The organism is Ktedonobacter racemifer DSM 44963 (genome assembly GCF_000178855.1).
Lineage (GTDB): Bacteria > Chloroflexota > Ktedonobacteria > Ktedonobacterales > Ktedonobacteraceae > Ktedonobacter > Ktedonobacter racemifer.
In genome coordinates this window covers 608,483-631,971 of record NZ_ADVG01000004.1, presented here as the reverse complement: position 1 = coordinate 631,971, position 23,489 = coordinate 608,483, and the positions used below count along the sequence as shown (strand labels likewise).

At 54.6% G+C, this 23,489-nt stretch carries 22 protein-coding genes; 5 read left to right on the top strand and 17 right to left on the bottom strand.

Features of this window, described 5'->3' with window-relative positions; all coding sequences use genetic code 11:
- Window positions 1-183: 183 nt before the first annotated feature.
- Entirely contained in the window at window positions 184-1,995 is a 1,812-nt protein-coding gene (locus KRAC_RS44450; protein ID WP_157507893.1) for a serine hydrolase, read from the top strand.
- Between the two features lie 83 nt (window positions 1,996-2,078).
- Here KRAC_RS44450 and KRAC_RS44445 read toward each other — a convergent pair whose 3' ends face one another.
- The 5 genes from KRAC_RS44445 to KRAC_RS44425 all read right to left on the bottom strand — a co-directional run bounded on the left by KRAC_RS44445 (window position 2,079) and on the right by KRAC_RS44425 (window position 9,419).
- On the bottom strand, window positions 2,079-3,491 hold the full coding sequence (locus KRAC_RS44445; protein WP_007918621.1) for an APC family permease: 1,413 nt from the start codon (window positions 3,489-3,491) through the stop codon (window positions 2,079-2,081).
- A gap of 357 nt (window positions 3,492-3,848) precedes the next feature.
- Window positions 3,849-5,603 carry an ATP-binding cassette domain-containing protein gene (locus KRAC_RS44440; RefSeq protein ID WP_007918620.1) on the bottom strand — a complete coding sequence of 585 codons (1,755 nt, stop codon included), beginning with the start codon at window positions 5,601-5,603 and terminating at the stop codon, window positions 3,849-3,851.
- Entirely contained in the window at window positions 5,600-7,348 is a 1,749-nt protein-coding gene (locus tag KRAC_RS44435) for an ABC transporter ATP-binding protein (RefSeq protein ID WP_007918618.1), read from the bottom strand. The genes KRAC_RS44440 and KRAC_RS44435 overlap by 4 nt, the downstream gene beginning before the upstream one ends.
- A 227-nt stretch (window positions 7,349-7,575) precedes the next feature.
- Entirely contained in the window at window positions 7,576-8,538 is a 963-nt protein-coding gene (locus tag KRAC_RS44430) for an aldo/keto reductase (protein ID WP_007918602.1), read from the bottom strand.
- A 95-nt stretch (window positions 8,539-8,633) separates the two neighbouring features.
- Window positions 8,634-9,419, bottom strand: coding sequence for a thioesterase family protein (locus tag KRAC_RS44425; protein WP_007918597.1), 786 nt, complete (start codon window positions 9,417-9,419; stop codon window positions 8,634-8,636).
- 194 nt (window positions 9,420-9,613) lie between these two features.
- On the opposite strand from KRAC_RS44425, the gene KRAC_RS44420 reads away from it, so the two are divergent.
- Window positions 9,614-10,492 (top strand): SCO6745 family protein, encoded by an 879-nt coding sequence (locus tag KRAC_RS44420; protein WP_007918594.1) that lies wholly within the window; start codon window positions 9,614-9,616, stop codon window positions 10,490-10,492.
- Window positions 10,493-10,529: 37 nt separating this feature from the next.
- Here KRAC_RS44420 and KRAC_RS44415 read toward each other — a convergent pair whose 3' ends face one another.
- On the bottom strand, window positions 10,530-11,576 hold the full coding sequence (locus KRAC_RS44415) for a LacI family DNA-binding transcriptional regulator (protein WP_274532213.1): 1,047 nt from the start codon (window positions 11,574-11,576) through the stop codon (window positions 10,530-10,532).
- Window positions 11,577-12,409: 833 nt separating this feature from the next.
- Between KRAC_RS44415 and KRAC_RS44410 the strand changes: the two genes are divergently transcribed.
- Window positions 12,410-12,781, top strand: coding sequence for a VOC family protein (locus KRAC_RS44410; protein WP_007918587.1), 372 nt, complete (start codon window positions 12,410-12,412; stop codon window positions 12,779-12,781).
- 83 nt (window positions 12,782-12,864) lie between these two features.
- On the opposite strand, the gene KRAC_RS44405 is transcribed toward KRAC_RS44410, so the two are convergent.
- The 5 genes from KRAC_RS44405 to KRAC_RS44385 form a co-directional block, all read right to left on the bottom strand.
- Entirely contained in the window at window positions 12,865-13,464 is a 600-nt protein-coding gene (locus KRAC_RS44405) for a P-loop nucleotide/nucleoside kinase family protein (protein ID WP_007918585.1), read from the bottom strand.
- A 173-nt stretch (window positions 13,465-13,637) separates the two neighbouring features.
- Window positions 13,638-14,468, bottom strand: coding sequence for a CHRD domain-containing protein (locus tag KRAC_RS44400; RefSeq protein ID WP_007918584.1), 831 nt, complete (start codon window positions 14,466-14,468; stop codon window positions 13,638-13,640).
- 223 nt (window positions 14,469-14,691) lie between these two features.
- Window positions 14,692-15,402: a response regulator gene (locus KRAC_RS44395; RefSeq protein WP_007918583.1), complete on the bottom strand. Its 711-nt coding sequence runs from the start codon at window positions 15,400-15,402 to the stop codon at window positions 14,692-14,694.
- A gap of 89 nt (window positions 15,403-15,491) precedes the next feature.
- Complete coding sequence (locus KRAC_RS44390; RefSeq protein ID WP_007918582.1) at window positions 15,492-16,358, bottom strand: sensor histidine kinase; 867 nt, start codon at window positions 16,356-16,358, stop codon at window positions 15,492-15,494.
- Between the two features lie 15 nt (window positions 16,359-16,373).
- Complete coding sequence (locus tag KRAC_RS44385; protein WP_007918581.1) at window positions 16,374-16,880, bottom strand: hypothetical protein; 507 nt, start codon at window positions 16,878-16,880, stop codon at window positions 16,374-16,376.
- Between the two features lie 301 nt (window positions 16,881-17,181).
- Between KRAC_RS44385 and KRAC_RS44380 the strand changes: the two genes are divergently transcribed.
- Complete coding sequence (locus KRAC_RS44380; RefSeq protein ID WP_007918580.1) at window positions 17,182-18,075, top strand: DUF4097 family beta strand repeat-containing protein; 894 nt, start codon at window positions 17,182-17,184, stop codon at window positions 18,073-18,075.
- Window positions 18,076-18,150: 75 nt separating this feature from the next.
- Window positions 18,151-18,624, top strand: a complete 474-nt coding sequence (locus KRAC_RS44375) for a cupin domain-containing protein (protein WP_007918579.1) — start codon at window positions 18,151-18,153, stop codon at window positions 18,622-18,624.
- Between the two features lie 80 nt (window positions 18,625-18,704).
- Here the strand turns inward: KRAC_RS44375 and KRAC_RS44370 are convergent, their stop codons facing one another.
- The 6 genes from KRAC_RS44370 to KRAC_RS44350 form a co-directional block, all read right to left on the bottom strand.
- Window positions 18,705-19,907, bottom strand: a complete 1,203-nt coding sequence (locus KRAC_RS44370) for a S1C family serine protease (protein ID WP_007918578.1) — start codon at window positions 19,905-19,907, stop codon at window positions 18,705-18,707.
- A 199-nt stretch (window positions 19,908-20,106) separates the two neighbouring features.
- On the bottom strand, window positions 20,107-20,331 hold the full coding sequence (locus KRAC_RS44365) for a hypothetical protein (protein ID WP_007918577.1): 225 nt from the start codon (window positions 20,329-20,331) through the stop codon (window positions 20,107-20,109).
- 185 nt (window positions 20,332-20,516) lie between these two features.
- Window positions 20,517-21,182, bottom strand: coding sequence for a phosphoribosyltransferase (locus tag KRAC_RS44360; RefSeq protein WP_007918576.1), 666 nt, complete (start codon window positions 21,180-21,182; stop codon window positions 20,517-20,519).
- 117 nt (window positions 21,183-21,299) lie between these two features.
- Complete coding sequence (locus KRAC_RS44355) at window positions 21,300-21,989, bottom strand: dienelactone hydrolase family protein (protein WP_007918575.1); 690 nt, start codon at window positions 21,987-21,989, stop codon at window positions 21,300-21,302.
- A gap of 130 nt (window positions 21,990-22,119) precedes the next feature.
- Complete coding sequence (locus KRAC_RS72760) at window positions 22,120-22,269, bottom strand: hypothetical protein (RefSeq protein ID WP_007918574.1); 150 nt, start codon at window positions 22,267-22,269, stop codon at window positions 22,120-22,122.
- A gap of 87 nt (window positions 22,270-22,356) precedes the next feature.
- Entirely contained in the window at window positions 22,357-23,445 is a 1,089-nt protein-coding gene (locus KRAC_RS44350) for a DJ-1/PfpI/YhbO family deglycase/protease (protein ID WP_007918572.1), read from the bottom strand.
- Window positions 23,446-23,489: the final 44 nt, after the last annotated feature.

The following is a 23,489-nucleotide window of genomic DNA, read 5'->3' as shown; positions in this document are numbered from 1 at the left end:
CGTTATGCAGTGTAAGACTTGACAAATTCTTGAGAGCTTTTTTTTATTTTCAAGATATTTCTCTGCTAGTATTCAAAGAGGGCATTAGAGACGAAGAAGAGAAGAAGCAACATGCAAGAGCGAAGCAAGAAGGCGAAAAGAACACGCATAAAACCTCTTTCTCCCAAAAGTACTTTAATTATCATGATACTCCTGGTATTTAGTACCTTATTATGCATAGGTCTGACCTCTAGTTCGCTCTCTGCGCAACAGGGGAGCGTAGTGGCGGTCAGTCGGAGAGAGCGTTGGGAGAGCGATGGCAAGGTTACAGAGCCGGATTTCGCGTTTTCTCTCACTTCGTCTCAAGCCCTCAAAGTCTCTCCCCTCTTTGAGGGGTATTATCAGAAGCATAATGGCAGAGCGAATCTGGGCGTGCCAGTAACGGCTGCCTTCCCGACGAATCGGGGCTGGCTGCAATTTTATAGCCTGGGCGCTCTCTTTCTGCCAGACAAGCAGCAGGGCGACCTGGCGGATACAAAAGATGTGGTGTCAAATTTGATTAGCACGGGTGTGAGTGACCGCTCGACAGGAGTTGAGCGCCTCTCGCTGCTGCCCTCGCTGTTGAACGCGGGCAGCCAGGTGCCCATTGGCGGCAAGGGAAGCTCGTTAACCTATGTCAATGTACGAAGGATGATTAGCTCCTCGCTACTCGCGAAGCATGCTGCTTCGTCTCCTCCCTTGAGTAAGAATGTCTTTGTGAAGATGGGCATCTTCCTGGGCCAGGATGTTGGTCATTTTATTCCGCAGACCCTATGGACGTATATGAATCGCGCGGATATCTCGCCCGATGGCTGGCAGAAGGATTTTGGTCTGCCAGAGACCGAGGTAGTGCCCTTTACCGTGAAAAAAGATGGACAGATCCACCATATGCAGGTCCAGGTGTTTGAGCGTGATGCCCTGCTGCTTGATCAAGATACACTTGATGCCTCTGGCCACCCAATTGCGCAGCGTTTGACCTCGGGACTGGATTATTTGAACACCCTGGGTGGACCCGATATTGCTGTGAAGACTCAGCAGACTGTCTGGGCGCAAGGCGACTCATCTCTGCTTAGCCTGCCTGTGAAGGGTCAGGAAATGGCGCATGTGGGACAGAATTTTCCCCTGACGCTGTTGGGCGAGGCTGAGTGGCAGTCGGGTATGCTCTGGTATCACGTGCAGTGGTCCGCGCCAAAGAATAGCGGAAATGGTTGGATTACAGCCTCCGCGGTGAGTTACAACTCTCCTAGCACTATGTTGTCGCACGCGTCGCTGGATGTGCTCTCGTCTGACCTGGCGAAATACCTGAGGCAAAATGGCGATAGTGTAGGGGTCGCGATCTATGATATCACGCGCCAGCGTACATATACCTATAATGGGAATGTATCATTCGCCATGGCGAGCTCGATGAAGGTGCCTATCATGCTGGCCTTTTTCGATAAACTGGAGAGTCAGGGTCAGGAGCCAGACGATGATCAGATGCAATTATTGACCACAATGATTGAGAACTCTGACAATGACTCCGCCTCCGCGCTCTTCTTTGATGAGCTTGGGGGAGCATCAGCTATTACGAGCTATCTCCAGAAGATAGGCGTCACGGGCCTTGAACCCAACAATGACGCGTGGGGCTATAGCAATGTGACGCCACAGACGATGGTCACCCTGCTGGCCCTCTTGCAGCAGGGGAAGATCCTGACGCCCTATGATCGCGCCATTGCCCTCAACCTCATGCGGAATGTAGAGACTGATCAGCAGGTGGGAGTCGGCGACACTGTGCCCCAGGGAGCTTTAGTCGCGCTCAAAGATGGCTGGGTGGTTGGTCCCGACTCATTGTGGGTTATGAACTCCTCAGGCATCATTACGCGTGGCAAGGAGACCTATATCATTGCCGTCTACACCCAGAGGCAGAACGCTCTTGAGGATGGCCAGGGCATCGCGCGCCGCGTCTGCAAAACCATCGCCGATAAATTGCTTTCCTAAACGTGAAGGGGTTGGCGGAGCCAGCCCGTCGCCAACCCTTTTTACCCTACGAGCCACGTAGTGGCGAGAAGTTTGTTTCCTCCCTACACTATCTGTGTGGTCAGCTTTTTGCGCAGGACGAAGAGCAGGACGAATCCCAGGATGAGCCAGGCTCCGAGCACAAAGGGAATGAGGTTGAGGGGCCAGGGAGAGGGCGAGATAAAGACTGCCGCCAGGATGCCCGCGATAATCAGGGTTGCCAGTCCTGGGAGCAGGGCGTGGAGGAAGACGTTGAAGCGCGCGCGGCGTTTGCGCCAGAAGAAGAGGATGCTGGCGACCGAGACCAGGCCGTAGATGATCAGGACCAGGGCGGCGTCGAGTGTACCCAGGAAGCCAAAGGCCTGGATGGGCGTGAAGAGGAAGCCCAGCGGTAGACCGATGACCAGGCCGAGGGTGCATAGCATGATGACCGTGCCGATGGGATTCTGGCGCCTGGGATGCAGCCAGGTGCTCCAGCGAGGCAAGAGGCCGTCGCGGCCCACTGCATAGAGGATGCGTGCGCCACCATTGATGATTGCCAGGGCCGCGCTAAAGAAGGAGAGCACGCCCACGATATCGATGAGTACGATTAGTATGGGACCACCATAGAGGCGACCAATGGTATCGAAGGGCGCGGGATCGTTGGCGAAACCATTGACCATGTGCGGAATACCGTAACCGATTGTGCCGACATAGGCCATGAGCACATAGAAGAGGCCGACGACGAGCATGGAACCGAAGACGGCGTGTGGAATATTGCGATGAGGATCACGCGTCTCCTCGCCCAGGGCGGCGGCGGTCTCAAAGCCAATATAGCTGAGAGTCGCGAGAATCAGACCAGCGGTAATATCACCATTGGCGGGCACGGTTTGGAGGGTGAATGGAACCAGGCTCAGTCCTCCCTGCTGTCCCACGTGGAAGAGGACGATGGCCGCTAGAATCAGGCACACGCCAATTTCGAAGACGAGGAAGGCCAGGTCCACATTCAAGGACTGGCGCACACCCAGGTAGCAGATGGCGAAGGCCAGGCCTATGGCCAGCACAAACCAGAAGCTCCAGTGGAGATTAAGGCCGAACCAGCGCAGGACCAGCGTTTGCAGGTTGGCACCAAGCAGCACAAAGGAATAGGGTACGCCGGTGACGACTGCCGCCAGGCCAACCCAGGCGGTAAGAAATCCTGGAATTGGGCCTAGCCCCTCCAGAACAAAGGTGTAGGCCGAGCCGCTGGAAGGGATCTCGCGTGAGAACTCGCTGTACTGATTCGCGACCAGCAAAGCGATCACAAATCCCACCAGGTAGCATAAGGGGATGGCCGCGCCGACCAGGCCGGCTTGAGGAATAGTGTTGAAGAAAACCGAGGCGGCTGGCGACATAACAGCCACCGAAATAACAATCGCGTGACGTAGACCCAGTGTATTCTGCCGCAGCGCCGAGGCCCCTTCCCCCTCTGTTGGGGGCTGGACGAGTACATCACTCATGGGCGGTCTCCTGAAAATAATATAGACAAACATCAATAAAAAGACAGTAAACTATCCAGGTATATCGATGATTGGGAATGCCGCTTGTTAGCTGTACTATATCACATGTAAAGGCTTTTTTACTCATTTGTCTGTAGTGAGTAAGTCTTGTGAGTACATTGATTTTGCCATGTACCAGGCCAAAAGCGCCGGGCGCAACCGCGTCTGCCTCGCTGAGTAAGGATGATGACGCTGCTAAAGCGGCAATGTGCGCTCCGACCGCGCTGCTAAAGCACGCGCCTAAATATCATGGCGTAGCTCCGTCCCTTTATATTTAGACGCGTGCTTTAGCAGCGCAGCCCACTACCTGCCCATGCTCTAAATTCGATTGAAGATACCTTGCAGCTCTTCGCAGATCTCTAGTAGCGAGCCCAGGGGCCCTGTGGCTTCGACGCGGCCATCTTTCAGGACGATGACCTGGTCGGCTAGCTCTAAAAGCGCTGGGCGGTGCGAAACCACCAGGCAGGTGCGTTCTCCACCAGAGAAGAGGCGCTCCCAGAGAAGCTGTTCGGTTGCGACGTCGAGCGCGCTGGAGAGGTCGTCAAAAACCAGGAGCTCGGCTTCGCGTACAAGCATGCGCGCCGCCGCTGTGCGTTGGATTTGCCCACCGGAAAGCTTGATGCCACGCGTCCCTACCAGGGTCTCCAGCCCTTGCTCCAGCGCTGCAATATCTGGCTCCAGAACGGCTGTAGCGATGGCCTTATTCAATGATTGCTTACCTGGTTGCTCAGGCCAGCCCAGGAGAATATTCTCTCGCAAAGGATCGCTAAAAAGCTGGGGTACCTGGGGCGTGTAGGCACTCTGGGGTGGTATGAAGAAATGTGCGGGTTCCGCGATTAATTCACCATTCCAGTATAGCTCTCCCTCAGCTCTGGGCAGGAGGCCGAGGAGAGTGCGTAAAAGCGTGGTTTTGCCCGCACCTATACGTCCAGTAATCACCGTCAGTGTGCCGCGTCGCAATGACAGATTAATCCTTTCGATGCCACGTTCTCCACCTGGATAGCAATAGCTTAGATTGTGGACTTCGAGGCACTCAAGCGGCATGGCCTGCTTTTTGATGGGAGGTATCTCCGGCAAATCTCCTTGTAGAGAGAGTGGTTGATGCGTTACCAGCGTATCTCGCTCCGCCTCTGGCAGAAGAGATTCCAGGCGCGTGAATGAGACCTTTGCCTGAGCATAGCTTGCGAGCAAGCTACTGGCCTCGTTAAAGAAGCTGGTTACCAGGGCCAGGTAGTAGGTGAAGATGAAGATATCTCCTGGACCAAGCGTACCGTTATTGACCAGGAGCGCGATCAGCACCAGAGTCAGCCCCGTGCCGATATCGCTGACATTACTGGTAACGGTTTGCAGCATCGTTGAGAAGAGCTGGTCGAGCAGCATGGCCTGGCGGCGTTTGGCGCTCAAGACCTGGAAGTGCCCTATGACATGTGGCTCGGCCCCTGCAACCTGGATGGCCTGCACAGATGAGAAGATCTCGCCGATGACCCCGGTAACCTCAGTGGTGGCTTCGCGGCTAAGCTGGCGATAGCGCTGAAGCGATTTGCGGGCCTGGCGCGTTAGAGCCAGGACGACCACAAGTGGAAGGAAAACCAGGAGCGTAATCAAGACATTGGTGCGCAGCAGAATTACGAGCGCCGTGAGAGAGTAGAGGAGGAGCGCGATAAAGTTGCCAATCCCTGTCAGCATCGTCACGATATATTGTGGGTCGTCGCGAATATAGCTTATGTTCTCCCCTTGTGAGTATGCCTTGCCCGCGCCATGGACCCTGTTGAGCAGGTATTGAAAGAGATTGTACTGTATGAGCGCTCGGGCACGAAAGTCAAAGTGGATAATGCCATGCATACCCGCGTAATACACCCCTACGCGGAGCGCGATGACGAGCAGCCAGGGGAGAAAGAGCATGAAGAAGCCAGGCGTTAACTGATGCTTGGTCGAGAGTGCGTTCAAGAAGGCCTGGCAGATCAGGCCAAAGACGATGCGCTCCATATACATCGTGATTCTGACCAGGCTATTGCAGGAAAAGTAGAGGGGCTTATAGCGTACCAGTCGCCAGAGCGACTTGAGTGTTGTCATGCCAGGACCTCCGTGAGGCCGTGTTTGAGAAGCTGAGCAAAACGTGAAGTAGGATTGCTGGCCAGTGCCTCGCGTGCCCCATATTCGCCTATTTTCCCGTCCTCCAGGAGCAGGATATCGTGAGCGCGCTGAACAGTAGTGAGGCGATGGGCGATAATAATGGCTGTGCGACCAGCCAGCAACTTCTCCATGGTCTGTTCCAGCAGGCGTTCTGTGATGGGATCGAGGCGCGATGATGCCTCGTCCAGCACCACGATTCCTGGATTGATGAGGAAGATACGCGCGAAGGCCAGCAACTGCGCCTGCCCCGCCGAGAGGCCCTCACCACCCGGACCCAGCCTGCTTTCAAGCCCCTGGGGGAGAGACTGGTACCACACGCCCAGGCCGCTCTCGTGTAGCGCGGAGAGGATGGCTGTATCGGGAATCGTGGGATTGAAGAAGGTCAGATTATCGCGCACGCTGGCGTGAAAGAGCTGTACCTCCTGCGTAATGAGTCCGATATGCTGGCGAAGGTCGCGGATGCTGAGTTCTTGAAGCGGTATATCGTTGATGCATACCTCGCCATGTTGCGGATCATAGAAGCGAAAGACGAGGCGTGCCAGGGTAGTCTTACCGCTGCCAGTCCTGCCCACAATGCCCAGGACCTTCCCGGGTTCGACTGTAAGCGCTATATCTTGTACGACCGGCTGTGTCTCAGTGTAGCCAAAGGTAACGTCACGAAACGCAAGCTTCAGCGCTCCATCAGACAATGTCCTTTGCCCATCCTGTAGAGCTGATGTCATAAGCAGTAATTCGTTCACGCGTTGAATGCAAGCCTCGACCTGTTGCAGGTCTTGAATATGGTCCTGAATTGCCCAGACTGGCTCCAGAAGCATCAAGCCATAATTATACATGGCAATGATGGTGCCAACGGTGACCTCGGTTGGATACAGGCCATGGAGGTAGGCACCAAGCAGGAAGATCAGGAAGAAGCCAGCGGCAATAGTAGTGAAATTGACAATGGAGAAACGCGCGTCCATCATGCGTGCCCGATAGGTAAGAGGAAACCAGGTGCGTAGGAGCAGGAGAAAGCGCCGCATCATGGCCGTGACCGCGCCATTAGTCCTGATATCCTCGACCCCAGCCAGGCGCTCACCTAGAAAGCCATAGAAGTCCGCGCTGGCCTGGCGCTGGGCCTTCCAGTAAGGTATCAGGCGTTTATTAAGTATGATGAGCATGCCCAGAAAGAAGGCTGCATAGAGCGTGACGCCCAGTCCGGCGCGCCAATCGATGCGAAAGAACATAATGAGAATGCCGAAGAGCAGGAGCACATTACTGAAAAGCTGAAAGAACAATTGGGAGAAGAAGTTGGCGAGCGCGTTGACATCGCCGTCCACGCGCTCGATCATCTCGCCGGAGGTATGCGAGCTATGAAAGGCGTGGTCAAGCGTCAGGCAGTGCGCGATGAGGTCGCTGCGGAGCTGATTGGTCGCGGTCCAGGCCACATACTCGCCCAGGTAGGTGCTGGCGATGGACAGGCCTTGCTTGAGCAGTAACACAGCAAGAAATGCCAGGGCAATCAGCAGGAGCGAGCTTGAGACGCCATGAGCCAGCGCGGCATCGATAAACGTTTTTAGGATTTGCGGACTGAGGAGCTGGAGTCCAATCGTCAAGAGAATCAGCAGCCCAAGCAAGAGGCTACGCCGCCATTGGGGTTTAAGGTATGTAGATAGCAGGATGATGTAACGCGTGAAGGGCGTGTGCATGCCTTCTCCTTCTACTGAGGTTTGGAGTGTAGAGCGTCTATGTGTGGCAAACAAAAACAGTACATTGAAAGAATACCCTCAAAAAGAAAGAAAAACATCGTCCAAATAGACGATGTGTAGTAATTGACAGGTGTGATACGATAGAACCAGCAAAGAAGATATTAAAAGCCCGTAGCAGGCGTACGCGGCTACTTAGGGAAGTAGCCGCGTACGCCTGTTGTGGGTTTCTATTTGTAGGATTGCGCGGCCTGGTCGATGCGGGCGAATTCTTCGGGTGAGAGTTGCCAGCCGAGGGCTTCCGCGTTTTGCCGGGCCTGGTTGGCGTTTTTGGCACCAGGGATGGGAATGACGTGCTCGTCACGGGCGATGAGCCAGTTGAGGGCTACCTGTCCTATGGTTTTGTCATGGTTCTGGGCGACCTCCGCCAATGTGGCGATGAGCGGTTCCATCTTGTTCCGTCTGCCACGACTGAAGGCAGGGGTAAAGCGGCGGGGTCCGCTAATCTTCGGGGTGTTGCTGCCATTGGGGCGGTATTTGCCTGTGAGGAGTCCCTGCTCAAGTGGGCTGTAGGCGATGAATGCGACGTTGAGTTCGCGGCAGGCGTCCAGGACGCCGTTGCTCTCCGGCTGGCGATGTAGCAGACTGTAATGGACCTGGTTAGAGGCCAGGGGAATATCGTAGCGTGCCAGGCGGGCATGGGCCTTGTGCATCTGTGTGGCGCTATAGTTGCTGACGCCGACCGCGCGTACCTTGCCCTGGCGTACCGCTTTGGCTAGCGCGTCCATCAGGGAGTGAATGCTGAGCAGGGTGTAGGGCCAGTGGATCTGATAGAGGTCCACATGATCAACCTCGAGGCGCTCCAGAGAGTCGTCCAGCGCCTTGAGCAGTGTGCGGGCCGAGAGGCGTTTGGGGAGAGGCGCGAACTTGGTAGCGATAATAATAGGTTCTCTATCCTCACGCATGCACGCGCCAAGGATGCGCTCGGACATGCCACTTCCATAAATTTCCGCAGTATCAAAGAAGTTCAATCCAGCGTCCAGGCAGGCTTTATAGGCTTGTGTGATATCCTCGCGGGCAAAGTCCTGTCCATAGCCCCAGAAATTGGCGTCGCCCCAGCTCCAGGTGCCGATCCCCAAGGCAGGAACGACGATGTCAGTGGCACCCAGCGTGCGTTGTTCGGTTTTTAGCATGTATGTGTTTTCTCCTGTTTTATATATTGATGTATAAAGACTTGTCAGCGTCTGTGGCGCTTCGCAGGGTAAGGAGATATGGGTCACCATGGGCTTTACTGGGCGCGCCGGGAGATAAAGAGAGATTGGGCGGAGCGAGCGGCCAGGCCATGGGTATCATAGAGTTTGGAGGTTGTCAGGCCGGTTCCCTCGCTCTGGATGAGGGTCGCTGCATCCATACAGAGCCACTCGCCGGTTGGTGGGCGCAGAATATGCAGAGTTAGCTCAGGTGGGATAAATTGCCAGGTGCTGATATCGAGCGCGCTACTAATGCCGTTGGCCGAATCGGCGGTCGCGATCAGGCGCTGGGTGGGGGATAGCTCTTCTCCCGCCAGTAGAGGGTAGCGCAGGCGAATCCAGGCCATGGCCGAGCCAATTTGGGCATAGTTGCCGCGGACGAAGCGCCACTCGGTCGCGGTGAGGAAGCCACAGTTCCAGGCAGGAGTCTGGGTGGGATCGGTGGTCTCTGCTGGTATGGGGGGAGCCTGCTCGGGAGCTTGCGCGGGCGGCTGCGCGTTGGGTAGCTTTACGCGCCAGGCGTTGGCACGCATGACGGTTCGTCCCTCATGTTCTAGTGTGGCGTTCAGTAGCTCCACGCTGCGTCCAGAGCGCACCACGAGTGCGGTGGCGCGAAAGGTGGCGATGGGCATAGGCCCAAGGATGTCGATGGAGACGCGTGCTAGCATCATATATGGTCGTGGCGAGCAGCGCTCTATCTGGCGCACCAGCAGGGCCGCTGGCGGCCCTCCATGCTGAAAGTCTGGATGCCAGGGTCCTTGTGTATGTATTGTTGCGCGGAAGGTGTCTTCCCCTGCCTCGATCCAGAAGGCTTGTAACATCATGTCTTCTCCTATACGTCCTATAGCCATAGTGTATGCCTGAAATGGGAATTACGCCTGAACATTCCTTGTCTGGGTGTGTGCGATAATGATGTTTGATGCTGAAATATGCACCTGATCTGTCATTGTACGGCGCATCATTTAACGACGACAAGCAGTTGTTTCATTGTTGAGTGTGTAGAGCCAAAGGAGGCCATGTGTTTATTGCGAACGATCAGCCTGATTTATCTGTTGCGCGTACAGCCTGGGCTGTGCTGGAGCCGTATAATGCGATGATCTATTTCGCGCCCGAGGCTCGCGAGGCCTACAAGGAGGCGGGTCTTAAAGGCTTCTGGATGGGGTATTTTGCCTCGCGTGCCGCTCCCCTGGGTGCAGTCTCCGCCTCTATTGTGACCGCCACCTTCTATAATTTTCACCCACGCATGGTTGCGCGCGCCATTCCCGATGCCTGGAAGTTCTCAACCCCCGAGCGCGTCTGGAGCGCCCGCGTGCGGGCTGCCGACAAGGCCTTGCGTCGCTTGCTGGGAGAGAGCATTGCTTCGCCCGAACTGGCAGAGGCGGCGGAACTGGCGCGAGAGGCAGTCGTGGGCTGCTCAGTGATTGGTCGCACCCTCTTCGCGGCCTATAGCGACATGAAATGGCCTGAAGAGCCACATCTCGTGCTCTGGCATGCTGCCACCTTGTTGCGTGAGTATCGAGGTGATGGCCACATCGTCGCCTTGCTGGGCGAAGGGATTGATGGCTGTGAGGCGCACGTGCTTCAGGGAAGTGTGGGAAATATTGCCAGGGAGGCCATACAGCCTCATCGTGGCTGGAGCGACGAAGACTGGCAGGCTGCCGAGCATCGTATGCGCCGGAGAGGCCTGATCGACGAAGAGGGCCGTGCTACTGCAAGCGGTACAGCTTTGCATCGAGCCATCGAAGATCGCACAGATTGGCTGGCGCTCCCGCCCTGGCAACATCTGGGTGAAGAGAAATACAAGCGTCTCATAGAGCTGGTACGCCCGCTCAGCACGCGCATTGTGGACCAGAGTGGTGTTCCCATGCCCAACCCTATGGGATCTCCCCGCCCATAGGCGCTACCTGAATTACATGCAGTATTGCTTTCGCCTGCTAGCTTTGCGGGAGGGGAGCAGCTGTAGAGCTACGAATGATAACCCTGGGTGGTAGCAGAGTGGTTGTTGCGGAGAGGGCCTGAGTGCCCAGGAGTACCTCGAAGGCTTGATGTCCAAGCTCGGTTATGGGTTGGGCGACGGTCGTCAGGGGTGGCGAGACCATCTTTGCCATTTGAATGTCATCGTAGCCGATAAGCGAGATCTGGTCCGGCACATTGATGCCCTTTTCGTGGAAATATTGGAGCGCTCCTATGGCTAGCTGGTCGGTGGCCGCGAAGATAGCCGTGGGAAGCTCTTGTGGGCCCTTCTGAGCTAGCATGCGTTGCGCTAGCTCGTAGCCTGCCTCGACGCCAAAACCCTCGCTAAAGACGAGGTGATCATCGAATTTGATCTGGTGGGCCTCCAGGGCTTTGGCGAAGCCACGCAGGCGCTCAAGCGACGAGCGCAGAGTCAGTGGCTCCAGGAAGATGGCAATCTCGCGGTGTCCCAGCTCGATCAGGTGCTCGGTCGCCAGGTAGCTGCCCAGGTAGTGGTCGGTTGCGATGACGGGATAGGGCACATTGGGAATGACGCGGTCGATAAAGACGACGCGCACCTGTGATTGATGTAGGGTGTTGAAAAATTCCTGCCCCATGGCCTCAGATGTAGCAACGATCAGGCCGTCCAGGCGCTGGCGGAGGAAGAGCTCCAGTTGTTTTTCCTCGCGCTCGGCGATGTTATCGGTGCTGCATATGAGGACGGCATAGTTGTGGGCCAGGGCCTGGTCCTCGACAGCACGCGCCAGGGCGGCATAAAAGGGGTTGGTAATGTCAGGAACAAGCAGGCCCACGCTAAAGGTCTGGTGTTTTTTCAGCGCGCTGGCGATCAGGTTGGGGCGATACCGAAGCTCCTCGATGGCGGCACGAATCCGCTGGCTGGTCTCTGGAGAGATGCGGCCAGTTCCATTTAAGACTTTCGAGACGGTGGCGGCAGAGACGCCAGCTCGTTTAGCCACGTCATAAATTGTCACCTTTGGCATGGCAAGCCTCTTTCGAGCCTCTTTAATATATGGCTATAAGGGTAATCGGTTTCGCTGCATATAAGTATAACATTGCCCCTGAACACTGTAAATATCTAAGCTTCAACGCTCGCTTGTTGCTGAGGGTATGCTTGAATGCGCATAAAGAAACCGATTACCCTTATAGAGAAAGTGCACGAGCAGGCCAGGATGGGCATGTTCTCCATAAACAGGAGATTGCACCCAACCGTGGTGGGGCAATGTGCATTGATAGATGGGTTTGTCCGATGGCGCTGTCTTTTCGTCTTCGCACGAGAGAGGGCGGCGGACTGAACTCCTCCTGGCAAGTGAGCAAGATGCGAGAAGTTTTCCTAAGCCTGATAGGGTATACTGAATCCGATCAGGGATACATAAATAATCCTGGTTGGTAGACTTGTGAACTACCACTGAGCTGAAGACGCAGTGGCTTCTTCGGAAATCACTGAAGACTTGGTTCAGTAACTTCTTCGGAAGTCTGAGTTCACCAGACTCAGCCCCAGAAATGGGAGCTCCGTTCGATAGGTCATGACACCTGCGGTTGACGCATCAGACCGCTGCTCTGTCGCTGAGAGTTAAGTAGGCTTGAGGTAAGGGTCGGTGCTCTCGGCGTAAAAAGCCTTTTGAACCTTGTCGAGATGAAGCCGGATTCCCTTCGTGGTCACAGCGAAGGGATACGCGCCACCTGCCTTCGGGCAGAGCTTTTTGAGTCAATGGATCGTCTTTTGTTCAAAAGAACAGGGGGCAGTCCGGCGATTCATCCACGAGGCTGAAGACCTCGTGGTTTTCTTGCCACGCCCCTATAAACGGCTACTGACAACCAGCAGTAAAAGGATAGAGGAAACATGTTCACGAAAATCGGAACTATCACTATAGGTGTCAGCGATCAAGACAAAGCCCTTGATTTTTATGTTCACAAGCTCGGCTTTGAAAAGGTAGATGACCAGCCGATGAGCGAAACTGAGCGCTGGCTTGAAATTGCCCTTCCCGGTACACAGACCCATATCATGCTTGGCCTGCGCGGCCAGAGTGGCGGCAATGCAACAGGCATGACTGGTTTCGTCCTGCATACCGACAATATAGAAGAAACTTGCGCCACTCTCAAGGCTCGTGGGGTTACTCTTACTCAGGAACTTACCACTCAACCCTGGGGCAAATGGGCTCAATTCGCTGACCTCGATAACAACGAATTTGGTATCTGGGCACCTGCCTGGTAAATTTCCTCTCTCTAAAAACCAGCCTTCTAGCATGGAAGGCTGGTTTTTAGAGATTTTATCCCTGAGTCCAGTTGCTCATTTTGCTAGAGCCGTTGACGTATCCACTGAGCGATCTCTTCGCTTGTCTCTTGAAGTTGTTGGTGGCTATTATCATAGAGGGTCATTGGTGGATTGGTCGTACTCGCGTGCTCTTTGAGCCAATGGTTAAATTGTACCATTCGCTCAACAACATCGTTCGAGCTTGAATTACGCCACGCGGGCCGAAGCTTCAGGCGCTCTTCCAACAAGGCGTCATCACAAATCATCGCGAGATAGTGTATCGTCGAAAAGTAGCGGCGTTCAGGCTGCGTTTCCAAATGCTCAGGGAGCGTGGTTCCACAGAGGACGACAGGACGACCAGCCTGGCCAATATTCTTCGCGATCCGCAACCATATCTCGTGATAGCTCTCAAGATTATGGCCCCAGAGAATGTCTGATTCCAGGACAACACACTCGTGCAGGCGTGAAACTAGTTCCAGGCAAACTGTCGTTTTTCCCGCGCCGCTGGGACCTGTGATGATGAACAACGGTTGCTGGAGAAATGGATGGGCATAGTGGCAAAATGGACAGAAAGCGTGGGGTCCAGAGGGATCAACTGTTTTCTCAACCGAATATTCGCCACACTGCGGACAAACGTTAAACACAGAGAATCTCCTTGAGAACGTTTATACTTATTTCTATGCAAGCAAGCGTACAGCGCATATAATACCATACATTGGTAGGAGATGTAATTTGCTCTGGTAACTTGCGGTTGCCAGGGCACATCACAAAAATAAGATGAGAGGTGCAGGCATCGGCCTGCGCCTCTCATCGCTCTTTATCCTCGTACGATATTGCCGCAGGAGATGGGGTTATACCCGGTCTGCGTTGAGATGTCTGCTGAGTCGTGGACGTGGATGTACCAGCCATAGGCGGGGATGGTGTCGACGTTGTTAAAGCTGGCCGTGACCTGGGCGGTGCCCTGGGCGCTGGCGGTCACAACAGGGAAGGGGTGGACGACCGGGCCAGAGCGGTAGCAGCTACCAGAGTGGATGTGCGCGGCATGGGTGCTGCCGGGGGCAAGGCCCTGGAGCGATAACGTTACGGTAAGGACGCGGTCTTTCAGCGCCAGGGTGGCAGATCCACTGACGGCCTCGTTGGGATCGTTGGTTGGACCCATTGTGACATCGGCGCGTGTCTTGGCGAACTTAATGTCGCCACAGGTAATAGTTACTTTCTGCGTCGCGCTCCCGAGAGTTGGTCCATTATGGACGTTGAGTGCTAAGGCGGTTGTGGGTATGCTAAAGCCGCTGATGGTAGTATCCAGGTAGGCCAGGCCGTGTTTGTCGGCAGTGATGTTGGGGAGCGAATAGAGGATGGTGTTCTCCTGGCTCTGTTCGCAGGTGCCGCTATGGATATGGGCCGGGTGCACACTATTGGGCGCGAGTCCGTTCAGCGAGACGATTACATGCAGCCCGTTGCTACGTGCGGTGAGGTAGGCCATCCCGCGTGGATCGTGGCTCAGGCTGGCCTTTGCATTGAGCTGTATAGGTAACTTGCTCGACTGGTTATGAGTATGCGCGGAGACGCTTAACGTTTGTCCGCTTGTCAGGAGTAGAGCGAGAGACAGCGCAAAGAGGCATACTTTACGCGTGAGATGTTGGATCACAGAGTCAGTCCTCCTTTTCGTACTCGCGCAGACTCCCCTTTAAAGGGCATCTGCATTGTACGTTCTACGTTCTCCACCTCCGTTCCAGCTTATACTCAGCAGGCAGGTGCTGGCAATTCCATTATAGGCGAACTCTCACTACATATTAGTGAGTTTAAAGGGCGTAAATGTGTTTTGCTATTTGAGTGATGTATAAGAGGCTATAGGTGTTGTGAGAGAGCAACTATAGCAGCCCCTGCTCGCGTGTATAAAGCACTGCCTGGGTTCGGTCGCGCAGCCCAAGACGGCTAAACAGGTTTGCCAGGTGATTCTTGACGGTTCCCTCGCTGATGACCAGGCGCTCAGCTACTTCACGATTCGTCGCACCCGTGGCGACCAGGCGCAGAATCTCCTGCTCGCGCCTGGTTAGTCGCGCTTCAGTAACGCTGCCTGTTCGTGTTGGGGATGGAGCAAGTGGTTGCTCTGTGGTAGGCTTTATCGTCGCGCCAACAGGCGCGACGATACGCTCAATCACTGCCGCGTCAAGCTGGTAGACGCCTCTGGAGGCCGCGAAGATGGCCTTTGCCAGGTCGGCAACGGGCATATCTTTGAGCAAATAGCCACGCGCACCCGTACGTAAGGCGTCTCTGACATAGGCGTCATCATCAAAGGTGGTTAGCATAAGGATGCAGCAGTCGGGCAGTTGCTTGAGTATCTGGGCGGTGGCTGTCACGCCATCTATGACGGGCATACGCACATCCATTAAGATAACGTCAGGACGCAGTGTGAGAGCTTGATCCAGCGCTTCCTGCCCATTCCCTGCGGCCCCTACTATTGTCAGCCCGGCCTGGACACGTAACAGGGAGACAATTCCGTCGCGTACAAGTTGCTGGTCATCGACCACGAGCACGCGGATAGCGTCCCGTTCCCTCTTTTCTGACTCTCCAATGGTCATATACTCAACATTCCTTCTAATTTGTTCTATTTTCATCTTTATCTATATTTCTTTTGAGACAAGGGGCTTTTCGCCACTAAGGTTTCTCGTTACCTGCCTAGTGCTATGTTCCTTAAATGTGATAACAAAACAAGCGAGCCTGGGATGCCAATCAACGAGAATTTAGCCCTGTTTTTGTTTTCATCGTATTTGACGAACGTAGCACTAGGCACAAGCGCTAGCAGTTGCGTTCCCTGCCCTGGAGAACTATCAAGACGCAAACTGCCGTTGACCAGTGAAAGGCGTTCCAGCATTCCCTGCAAACCATAGCTTTTCATATGACCTGAATCTTGCTTCAGTATGGAAGAGGTATTAAACCCAATGCCATCATCGTCCAGGCATAGGTGTGCCTCTTGAGCACCGAAATCGAGATGGATATGTACATGGCTGGCTTGAGCGTGGCGCTGGATATTGGTGCACCCCTCCTGAGCCACGCGGTATAGCGTTGTCAGCGTTTGTTTGGGGAAAGCCTCTTCATCTCCTTCGCAGACAAAGTCAACTACCAGTCCATTTTTGCGTAATTGTTCAGCCAGCAAGGTGACTTCGCGCATACAGGAAAACGGAGGCTCTTCTGTGCGCAAGGTACGCACGGAGCGGCGTACATCCTGCAATGCCGTTTTTGCAACATCCCTGGCGTCTTGAACTGCTTGTCTGGCCTCTTGTGGAGAAGTGTCGTAGTATACCAGCGCTTTCTCCAACTGGAGATGGATGGCGGTGAGCGCGTGTCCCAGGCCATCGTGGATGTCGCGCGCGACCCGGTTTCGCTCTTCGGCGGCAGCCAGTGTGGCTACCTGTTCAGCATAGATGTGTAACTGTTGGTGGGAGCGCGTGATCTCCTCCAACAATTCTTCTGTGTGTAACCGACGCATATGCTCGCGTTGTTGGCTCTCTCGCTCAAGCGAAATTGTGTGGGTCATCGAGACGCTCCAGATTCAGGCGACGCAGAAGATAAAGGCAAAGATAACGCTTATGCTATCGTGATTTGAGCGCGGATCAAGCCAGAAGAAAGCGAAATAGGCGATGACGATCAGCGCAGTCATACCATAGGCGGCCTTGCGGCCAAAATAAAGCATTGTGCGAAATGGGAAGAGCAGATATAACATGGGAGTCAAACTGGGGGCAATCAGGATCGCCAATTCTACGCATAGAAAGCGGAGCGCCAACAGGAGGATCGCAACGCGCTCCAGTGTCTTTTCTCCATAGCGCTGGTATTCAACACGATCTATAAAGAAGAGTGCCAGGATCGCGGCGACAAAGACGGGTAGAAGCCACCAGGCAGATATCGCTACCAGCCAGAACAGGCCAAAGATGAGTTCAATGAGGTAGAGAAAAGATGCGCTCCAGGTGTAAGGGCGAATGGGCAGGAGCCATCCCCGCCAGGAATGCCTAAGTCCTCTCTTTACACGCTTGCTAGCTTGCTGTAATCCTTCTGTTTGCATCAGCCCCTGTAACTCCCATCTTTATCGACAAAATAGGGTATTCCTCACCGAGAAGGATAGTGGAAAACAGGATACAGCGCAATAGGCAAATGGCCTATTATTGGCTAGCCAGTCGATCTAGATCTATCGGCTAAGGACTTCTCCGCCAGCCTGATTTATAGATAGTCCTCCTCACTGAAAAAATAGTCCGTCTTACACTCACGTGAATCCGCTCTAGCTCGCTATACTTTTAGCACATAATCGCTGATATAGAGAAAGTAGCGCACTTACATACAATATTATCCATTCAAGGAGAAGAAACATGCAGCCTGAGCAACAATTTTATGATATACGAAATAGCAATGTTGAGCCTCGTGCGTTTAATACTGACCATCGCGAGGAGAAAATAGATCCGTATGGCTATGCAGGCCAGCAACAAAATCCTCAGCGTCAACCGCAACGTTTACGTAGACGTCGTCCAAGGTATCTGGGGGTACTGGTCTTGCTGGTCTTCTTGCTTGCCGTGGGTGGGCTGATTAACAGGCAATTATCCGCAACAAGCATCAGCAGCCCTTTGCCTGCACATACATTCACACTCACGGGAAGAAGTAGCCTGCATGTCAAGAACACACATGGCTATGTTCATATCCATCAAGGAGCAACTAACGCCGTTGTCGTGGCAGCGACGAAGCACACGCCCAATCCTGGTGCTTTTCTCGATAACTTGCAGGTCGATTATGCTCAGAATGGCAATACGAGCACAGTGCAGGTCGAAGGGAGCAGTGCTTCATTCCTCTTCGATTCAGCCAGCATTGACCTCGATATTACCGTTCCCAGCGCAAGCGATCTCGATATATATGATGCATCTGGCCCGATTATAGTCGAGGATGTCAATGGGCAGATCAGAGCCGAGACGGGTAGTGGTGATGTTACACTCCAGAATGTGCGGCTACAGGGAGCTAGCGTTTTGCACACAGGAAGTGGTGATATCCAGTTTAATGGGAGGTTCGTGGCCAGCGGGAACTATAAGTTAGAGAGTGGAAGCGGGAGCATTGACCTGCGCTTACCTTCTGATTCCGCACTTCTGCTTACCACTCATACCAGTTCGGGTCGTAATATTCAAAACGACTTCAATACTGACAGCATCGGCACGAGTCCCCAGGCACTCATCTCGATCAGCACAGGAAGCGGCGCGATTCACATCTATAAGCAGTAGCCAGGAGCTTTCAGCCTGCTATAGACCTTGCTGTAATGTACAATAAGCTCAAAAGAGTCTTAATAAGGAGGAGACATGAGCGGACAGGAAGGCGTTCAGCCAGGGCCGGAGCAGCAGGCATCGGTGCGCGTGATTAAACCATCGCAGTTTGACGCAAATACGCCGCAGACACCGGGGATGGAGCGGATCGCGGCCGTCTCGCGTGAGCTTGCGGGATCGCAGGGGATCTGGGCTGGTATTACGGTCGTGCAGCCTCAGGTCGCCAGCGGTGTACACCATCATGGCGAGTTGGAGACGGTTATCTACGTGGTCTCGGGGCATAGCCAGGTGCGCTGGGGCGAGGGAATGCAGTACAGCGAGGAGGTCGAGCCGGGCGATTTCATCTATATCCCGCCTTTTGTGCCGCACCAGGAGATCAATCCCTCTCCAGATACATCCTCGCGCTGGGTGATTATCCGCACCGGGCAGGAGCCAATTGTCGTCAACCTGGAACCAGAGGCAAGTGTGTCCAAAATCGAGGAAAACAAGGCAACCCATCCGCAGCTCTAGACCCAAGTAGCCGCGTACGCCAGTAACGGGCGGTGGACCCGCTACTGGCGTACGCGGCTACTCTGGAGGCTTTCAGTATCTCAGGTAGTAGGGATTTGTAGCTCGCCCAGAGTGACGAGAGCCGTTGCCCGGTTATTGTCTCGGACGTATCTTACCGTCACTTTGTCGCCGGGTTTTTTGGTCAGCAGATAGCGGCTAACATCTTCATTTTGCTCGACGGAGACGTTATCGATCTGAGTGATGACATCCCCTGTTTGAATGCCTGCTTGGTCGGCAGCCCCACCTGCTTGCACCCCTGCAACCAGTAGACCCTTTGTGACAGAGAGGTTGCGTTGTTGCGCGATAAAGGGAGTAAGCGGGAGGGCTGTAATGCCCAGGGCTGCGCGCCCGGAGTTGGTGACGCGCCCGTCTTTGATGATCTGCGGCACGATAAACTTGACGCGATTGGCAGGAATAGCAAAGCCAACGCCGGAGGCGGGGGTCTTAAACTCGGGATCAATTGCCGCTAGCGTGGGCACGCCAACCACGTTACCATTTAGATCGACCAGGGCGCCGCCGCTATTGCCTGGATTGATTGCCGCGTCAGTTTGGATCGTATCGGGGAGAACGGCGCCGCCACTGCCCTCGGAGACGATGCGGTTGAGGGCGCTGACGATGCCGCTGGTGACAGTCTGGGTGATGCCGAGGGGATTACCGATAGCCATGACGGTTTCGCCAACGTAGACCTTTGAGGAGTCTCCGAGGGTCGCGACCGGCATATTGCGGGTGGGCTTGATCTGGAGCACGGCCAGGTCATCGGTGGGATCTGTGCCTCTAATTTGTGCTGGAAGGTGTTCTCCGCTGGCGAGCTGCACCTCAACGTTCTGCCCATTCGCGACGACGTGATTGTTCGTCACGACATACCCGCGCTTATCGATGATGATGCCAGAGCCAAGCGAGCCACCGCTACTGGTCTTCACATTAATCTGAACAATCGTGGGCTTGACGTTGTCCGCGACCTTTCTGCGTATCTGATCGATCTGGATATTGGCGCCCTGCTGGGGGGGCGTGGCCTGGGGATTCGTGGGATTAGCTGGATTGAGGACGCCCAGTGGCCTCTGACTTAGCAGGAGTGCCGCGAGAACACAGACAAGGAAGACGCCTGCCAGGACGCCCGCGAAGAACGGCCAGTTGCGTCTGCGGTCGTGATGTTCTGGAACAGGCTGCCCATAGCTCGCTGGACGCGTAGGTTCTGTAGGCTGTTCGTGATCAGGTGTTTCATCTGAATGATTGCTGCCGCTCATGCGCTTGCCCTTTGCTGAATATGTAGATTTGAGAGTTTTTTGTGCAGAGTTTTTTGCTGTTGCTACCATTCTACCGGCTTGCCAGGGCAAATATATGCACATAACAGGATGTATTGTTGCCTGATCTCTCGCGCCTGCGGCGCTCGCCCTGGCAGCCCCCGGCTGCCAGGGCGCACTATTTCACTGACGACAAATCTCCCTACCTGGAGGGGCGCATCTGGTCCAAGAGCTCTCGGGCGCGTTGCGCCTGCTTGTTACAGTCTTGCTGAACGTCCCTAAAGAATTGGGTCAGGTTCTGGTTCCCGCTCTGTTGTGCGTCCTTGGCGTAGGCTTCGCAGGTCTGTGCAGACTGTAGCGAGTGATACAGACAGCTAATCAAGTCGTACTGCACGTTGTCGGTATTGGTTGCCTGATTCTCTTGCATGCGTACTCCTCTTTCTTTCGTTCGTTCTATCGTTGTATCCTGTGCATGGCAAAGGAAGACACGACAGGCGACATAGCTCTGCAAAAGCGGCATGTCATCCAATAGTGTCTGCTTGCTAGCAGAAACACGATTAGCCGCGAACCTTCGTTGACTCAGCTAGGAGGAAGAGCGCCTCTGAACGCATTTCAGGTTGCATGCTCACGGAGTTCCTGGCGATTAAGCGCGAGCAGTTCCCGTACTTGCTCATCGGAGGTCTGGGCGAAGTCCTGGTACCAGTAGCCAACGCCGTAGAATGGCTCGGGTGTCTGAGCACAGACGAGGCGATCAACCTCGCTTTGCAGCAAGAAGCAGGTGGGCATAGCCGCGACTGGTACAGCCACTGCCAGGTGAGCTGCGTGCTGATGCTTGATAGCTTGAATGGCTGCACGCATGCTGGCGCCTGTCGCCAGGCCATCATCCACCAGAAGAATGGTTCTGTCTGCAAATATGGGTGGTGGTGCGTTGGCGCGATAGAGGCGTTCGCGTCGCTCAAGTTCTCGCTGCTCGCGCCTGGTCGCCTCCTCAATGACTAGCCCAGGTATATGTAAGTGTTCGACGACATCCTCATTCAGGACACGAATACCACCGCTGGCTATGGCTCCCATGGCCAACTCTTCCTGTCCAGGAACGCCGAGTTTGCGGACCAGGAAGACATCGAGCGGTAACTGGAGCTGGTGCGCTATTTCATAGGCCACTGGCACTCCACCACGAGGAAGAGCCAGGACCAGGGTCTGGGGCTGATTGGCGTAAGCTGTCAGTAGCGTGGCTAGCTGCCTCCCGGCGTCGTTGCGATCACGATAAATGTAGCTCATGCGTACCTCTCCTCTAAGTTGCCTCCTTTAGTGTAGTGGCTTACTTGCTACACATTCTTCTTTGTGAGACGAGTATATCCGATAATGGACCGTGAGGCGAATCCCCTATCTGGATAGCTAGTGTGTCGTACCTGTTGCTTGAGAAGCGAGGTGGCGTGTAAACCATTGGCCAGCCAGAGTAGCGACTTGTTCCAGTGTGCCAGGCTCTTCGAACAGGTGGGTCGCGCCCGCGACGATTTCGAGGTGTTTCTCGACGTGAAGGTGTGCGTAGGCCTCCTCGTTCAGACGAATAACGATTTCATCACGCGAGCCGACGATGAGCAGGGTTGGTGCCTGAACCTGCTCTAACATGTCCCCAGCCAGGTCTGGCCTACCCCCACGTGAGACCACGGCAGCGATCAGGCGGGGTTGCTGCGCGGCTGCGACCAGGGCCGCAGCCGCCCCTGTACTCGCGCCAAAGTAGCCGAGCTTGAGATGCGCCACCTCGGGCTGTTTGAAGAGCCACTGTGTCGCACCAAGCACGCGCTCACTCAGGAGGGCTATATTGAAGCGCAGGTGTCCGTGTACCTGGTCGAGGATCTCTTCTTGCTCGGTAAGTAGATCGAGGAGGAGGGTCGCAATGCCAATATTATGCAGGCAGCGTGCCACAAATTGATTGCGTGGACTGAAGCGCCCACTTCCACTGCCGTGTACAAAGACAACAATGCCCGCTGGCTCAGGTGGAACACGTAGATTACCAGCCAGGGTGAGATTTTCGTTGATTGGGATGAAGCAGGTGTCCTCGTTCCAATTTGGGAGCGTTTGCATGATCTGCCTCGATTATCTTCTTGTATGCAGAGGAGTTGTATTAAAACAACACGTAGCAAGCAGAGAAAAGGTTTCCTGTGAGGGTATGGTGTGGGCCTACTGCCTTTTCACACCGTATCCTCCATGTATCTTAAATATATTCTTCTTTTTCTTGCGGGTGCTCTTCTTTGGCTGGCTGGGAAGGAGATGTAGCCAGGGAAGAGCGGGCGAATAACACCACCAGTATGGCAAGTACAATAAAAAAGACGATCACAAGCAGATAGGAGAGTACAGCTTCCATATTGCGCTGATCCTTTCTTGAAGTGCAGGGGTCTGTATACCTGCACTTCAAGCGTAAAATGTACAATTGGCGTGTATGCCAATAGCACTATTGTCTTGCCTGCTTCTTGGTGCTCTCTATGGTTGCTCCCAGCAGGCGCTGTTGCAGGGCATTGACCAGGTTTTGCTCAGATTTCGCGAGTGAGATCTCCATATGGTCAAGGATGGCGACCGTGATGGGATCGGTCAGGGTTGAACTCATCTGGTAAACGCTAATGATTCGCGCTTGTAGGTGGTTGAGCACATGCAGCAGGACGGCCTGGCTATCGTGTATGTTGTGCCAGTCCTGCCTGGCCTCACGGGCGCCATCCTGGTTAACAGGTTGAAGATTGCCACCCAGGTCGTGCAAGCGCCGGGTCAGAAGCTGCATATGTTGCCTGGCTTCATCCCCTAGATCCTGGTAGATGGTCTGTAGCCCTTTGTCACCGACTTTTTGCGCATGTTGCAGGCACATATCTGCCGCATACTGCTCATCCTGGAAGGCGTGTTCAATGGCTTCGGTGATCTGACCTTTGCTGTTGCCACCCCAGTACTCGGCGACCTGCCACCAGGGAACTTCTACATTATTGATATCGTACAACTTTTTGCCTTCTATCTCCAGACCCAGGCGTTGTAACAATGCCGTCGCGAAAATGGGGAGATCACCTGGTCGACGCGCGGTAAGTAGATTGCCATCCTCTACCAGGGGCACGTCAATGTAGGTGGCTCCCGCGTTTTGTATATCTTTGCGAATCGCGCGAAAGCCGGTCGCGTTCTTGCCACGTAGTAGATCTCCCTCGATCAAAACCTGTGGCCCATGACAGATGGCGGCGACCAACTTCCCCTGGTGCAACGCGTCGCGTACCAGGTGGACCGTGCGCATATTGGTGCGCATGGTATCAGGTGCCATGCCACCTGGAATACAGATGGCGTCGAATGACCTGGCCAGTACCTCGGCAGTGCTGGCATCCGCGTTAATCGAAATTCTACCTTGCTTCCCTGCATAGGAGACGTGGCCACGAGAGCCCAGTATCTTAACATCTGCGCCCGCCTGCTGGAGCGCATTGTACGGGATGAGAAATTCGCTGTCTTCAAAAGCGCTCTCGACCAGGATCGCGACGCGCTTTGTTGGCTGCTGACCTGGAAGATGTTGTTCCATATGACTTCTTTCTCTCTCTATCCCGCCTCGCTGATGCAAGGTCG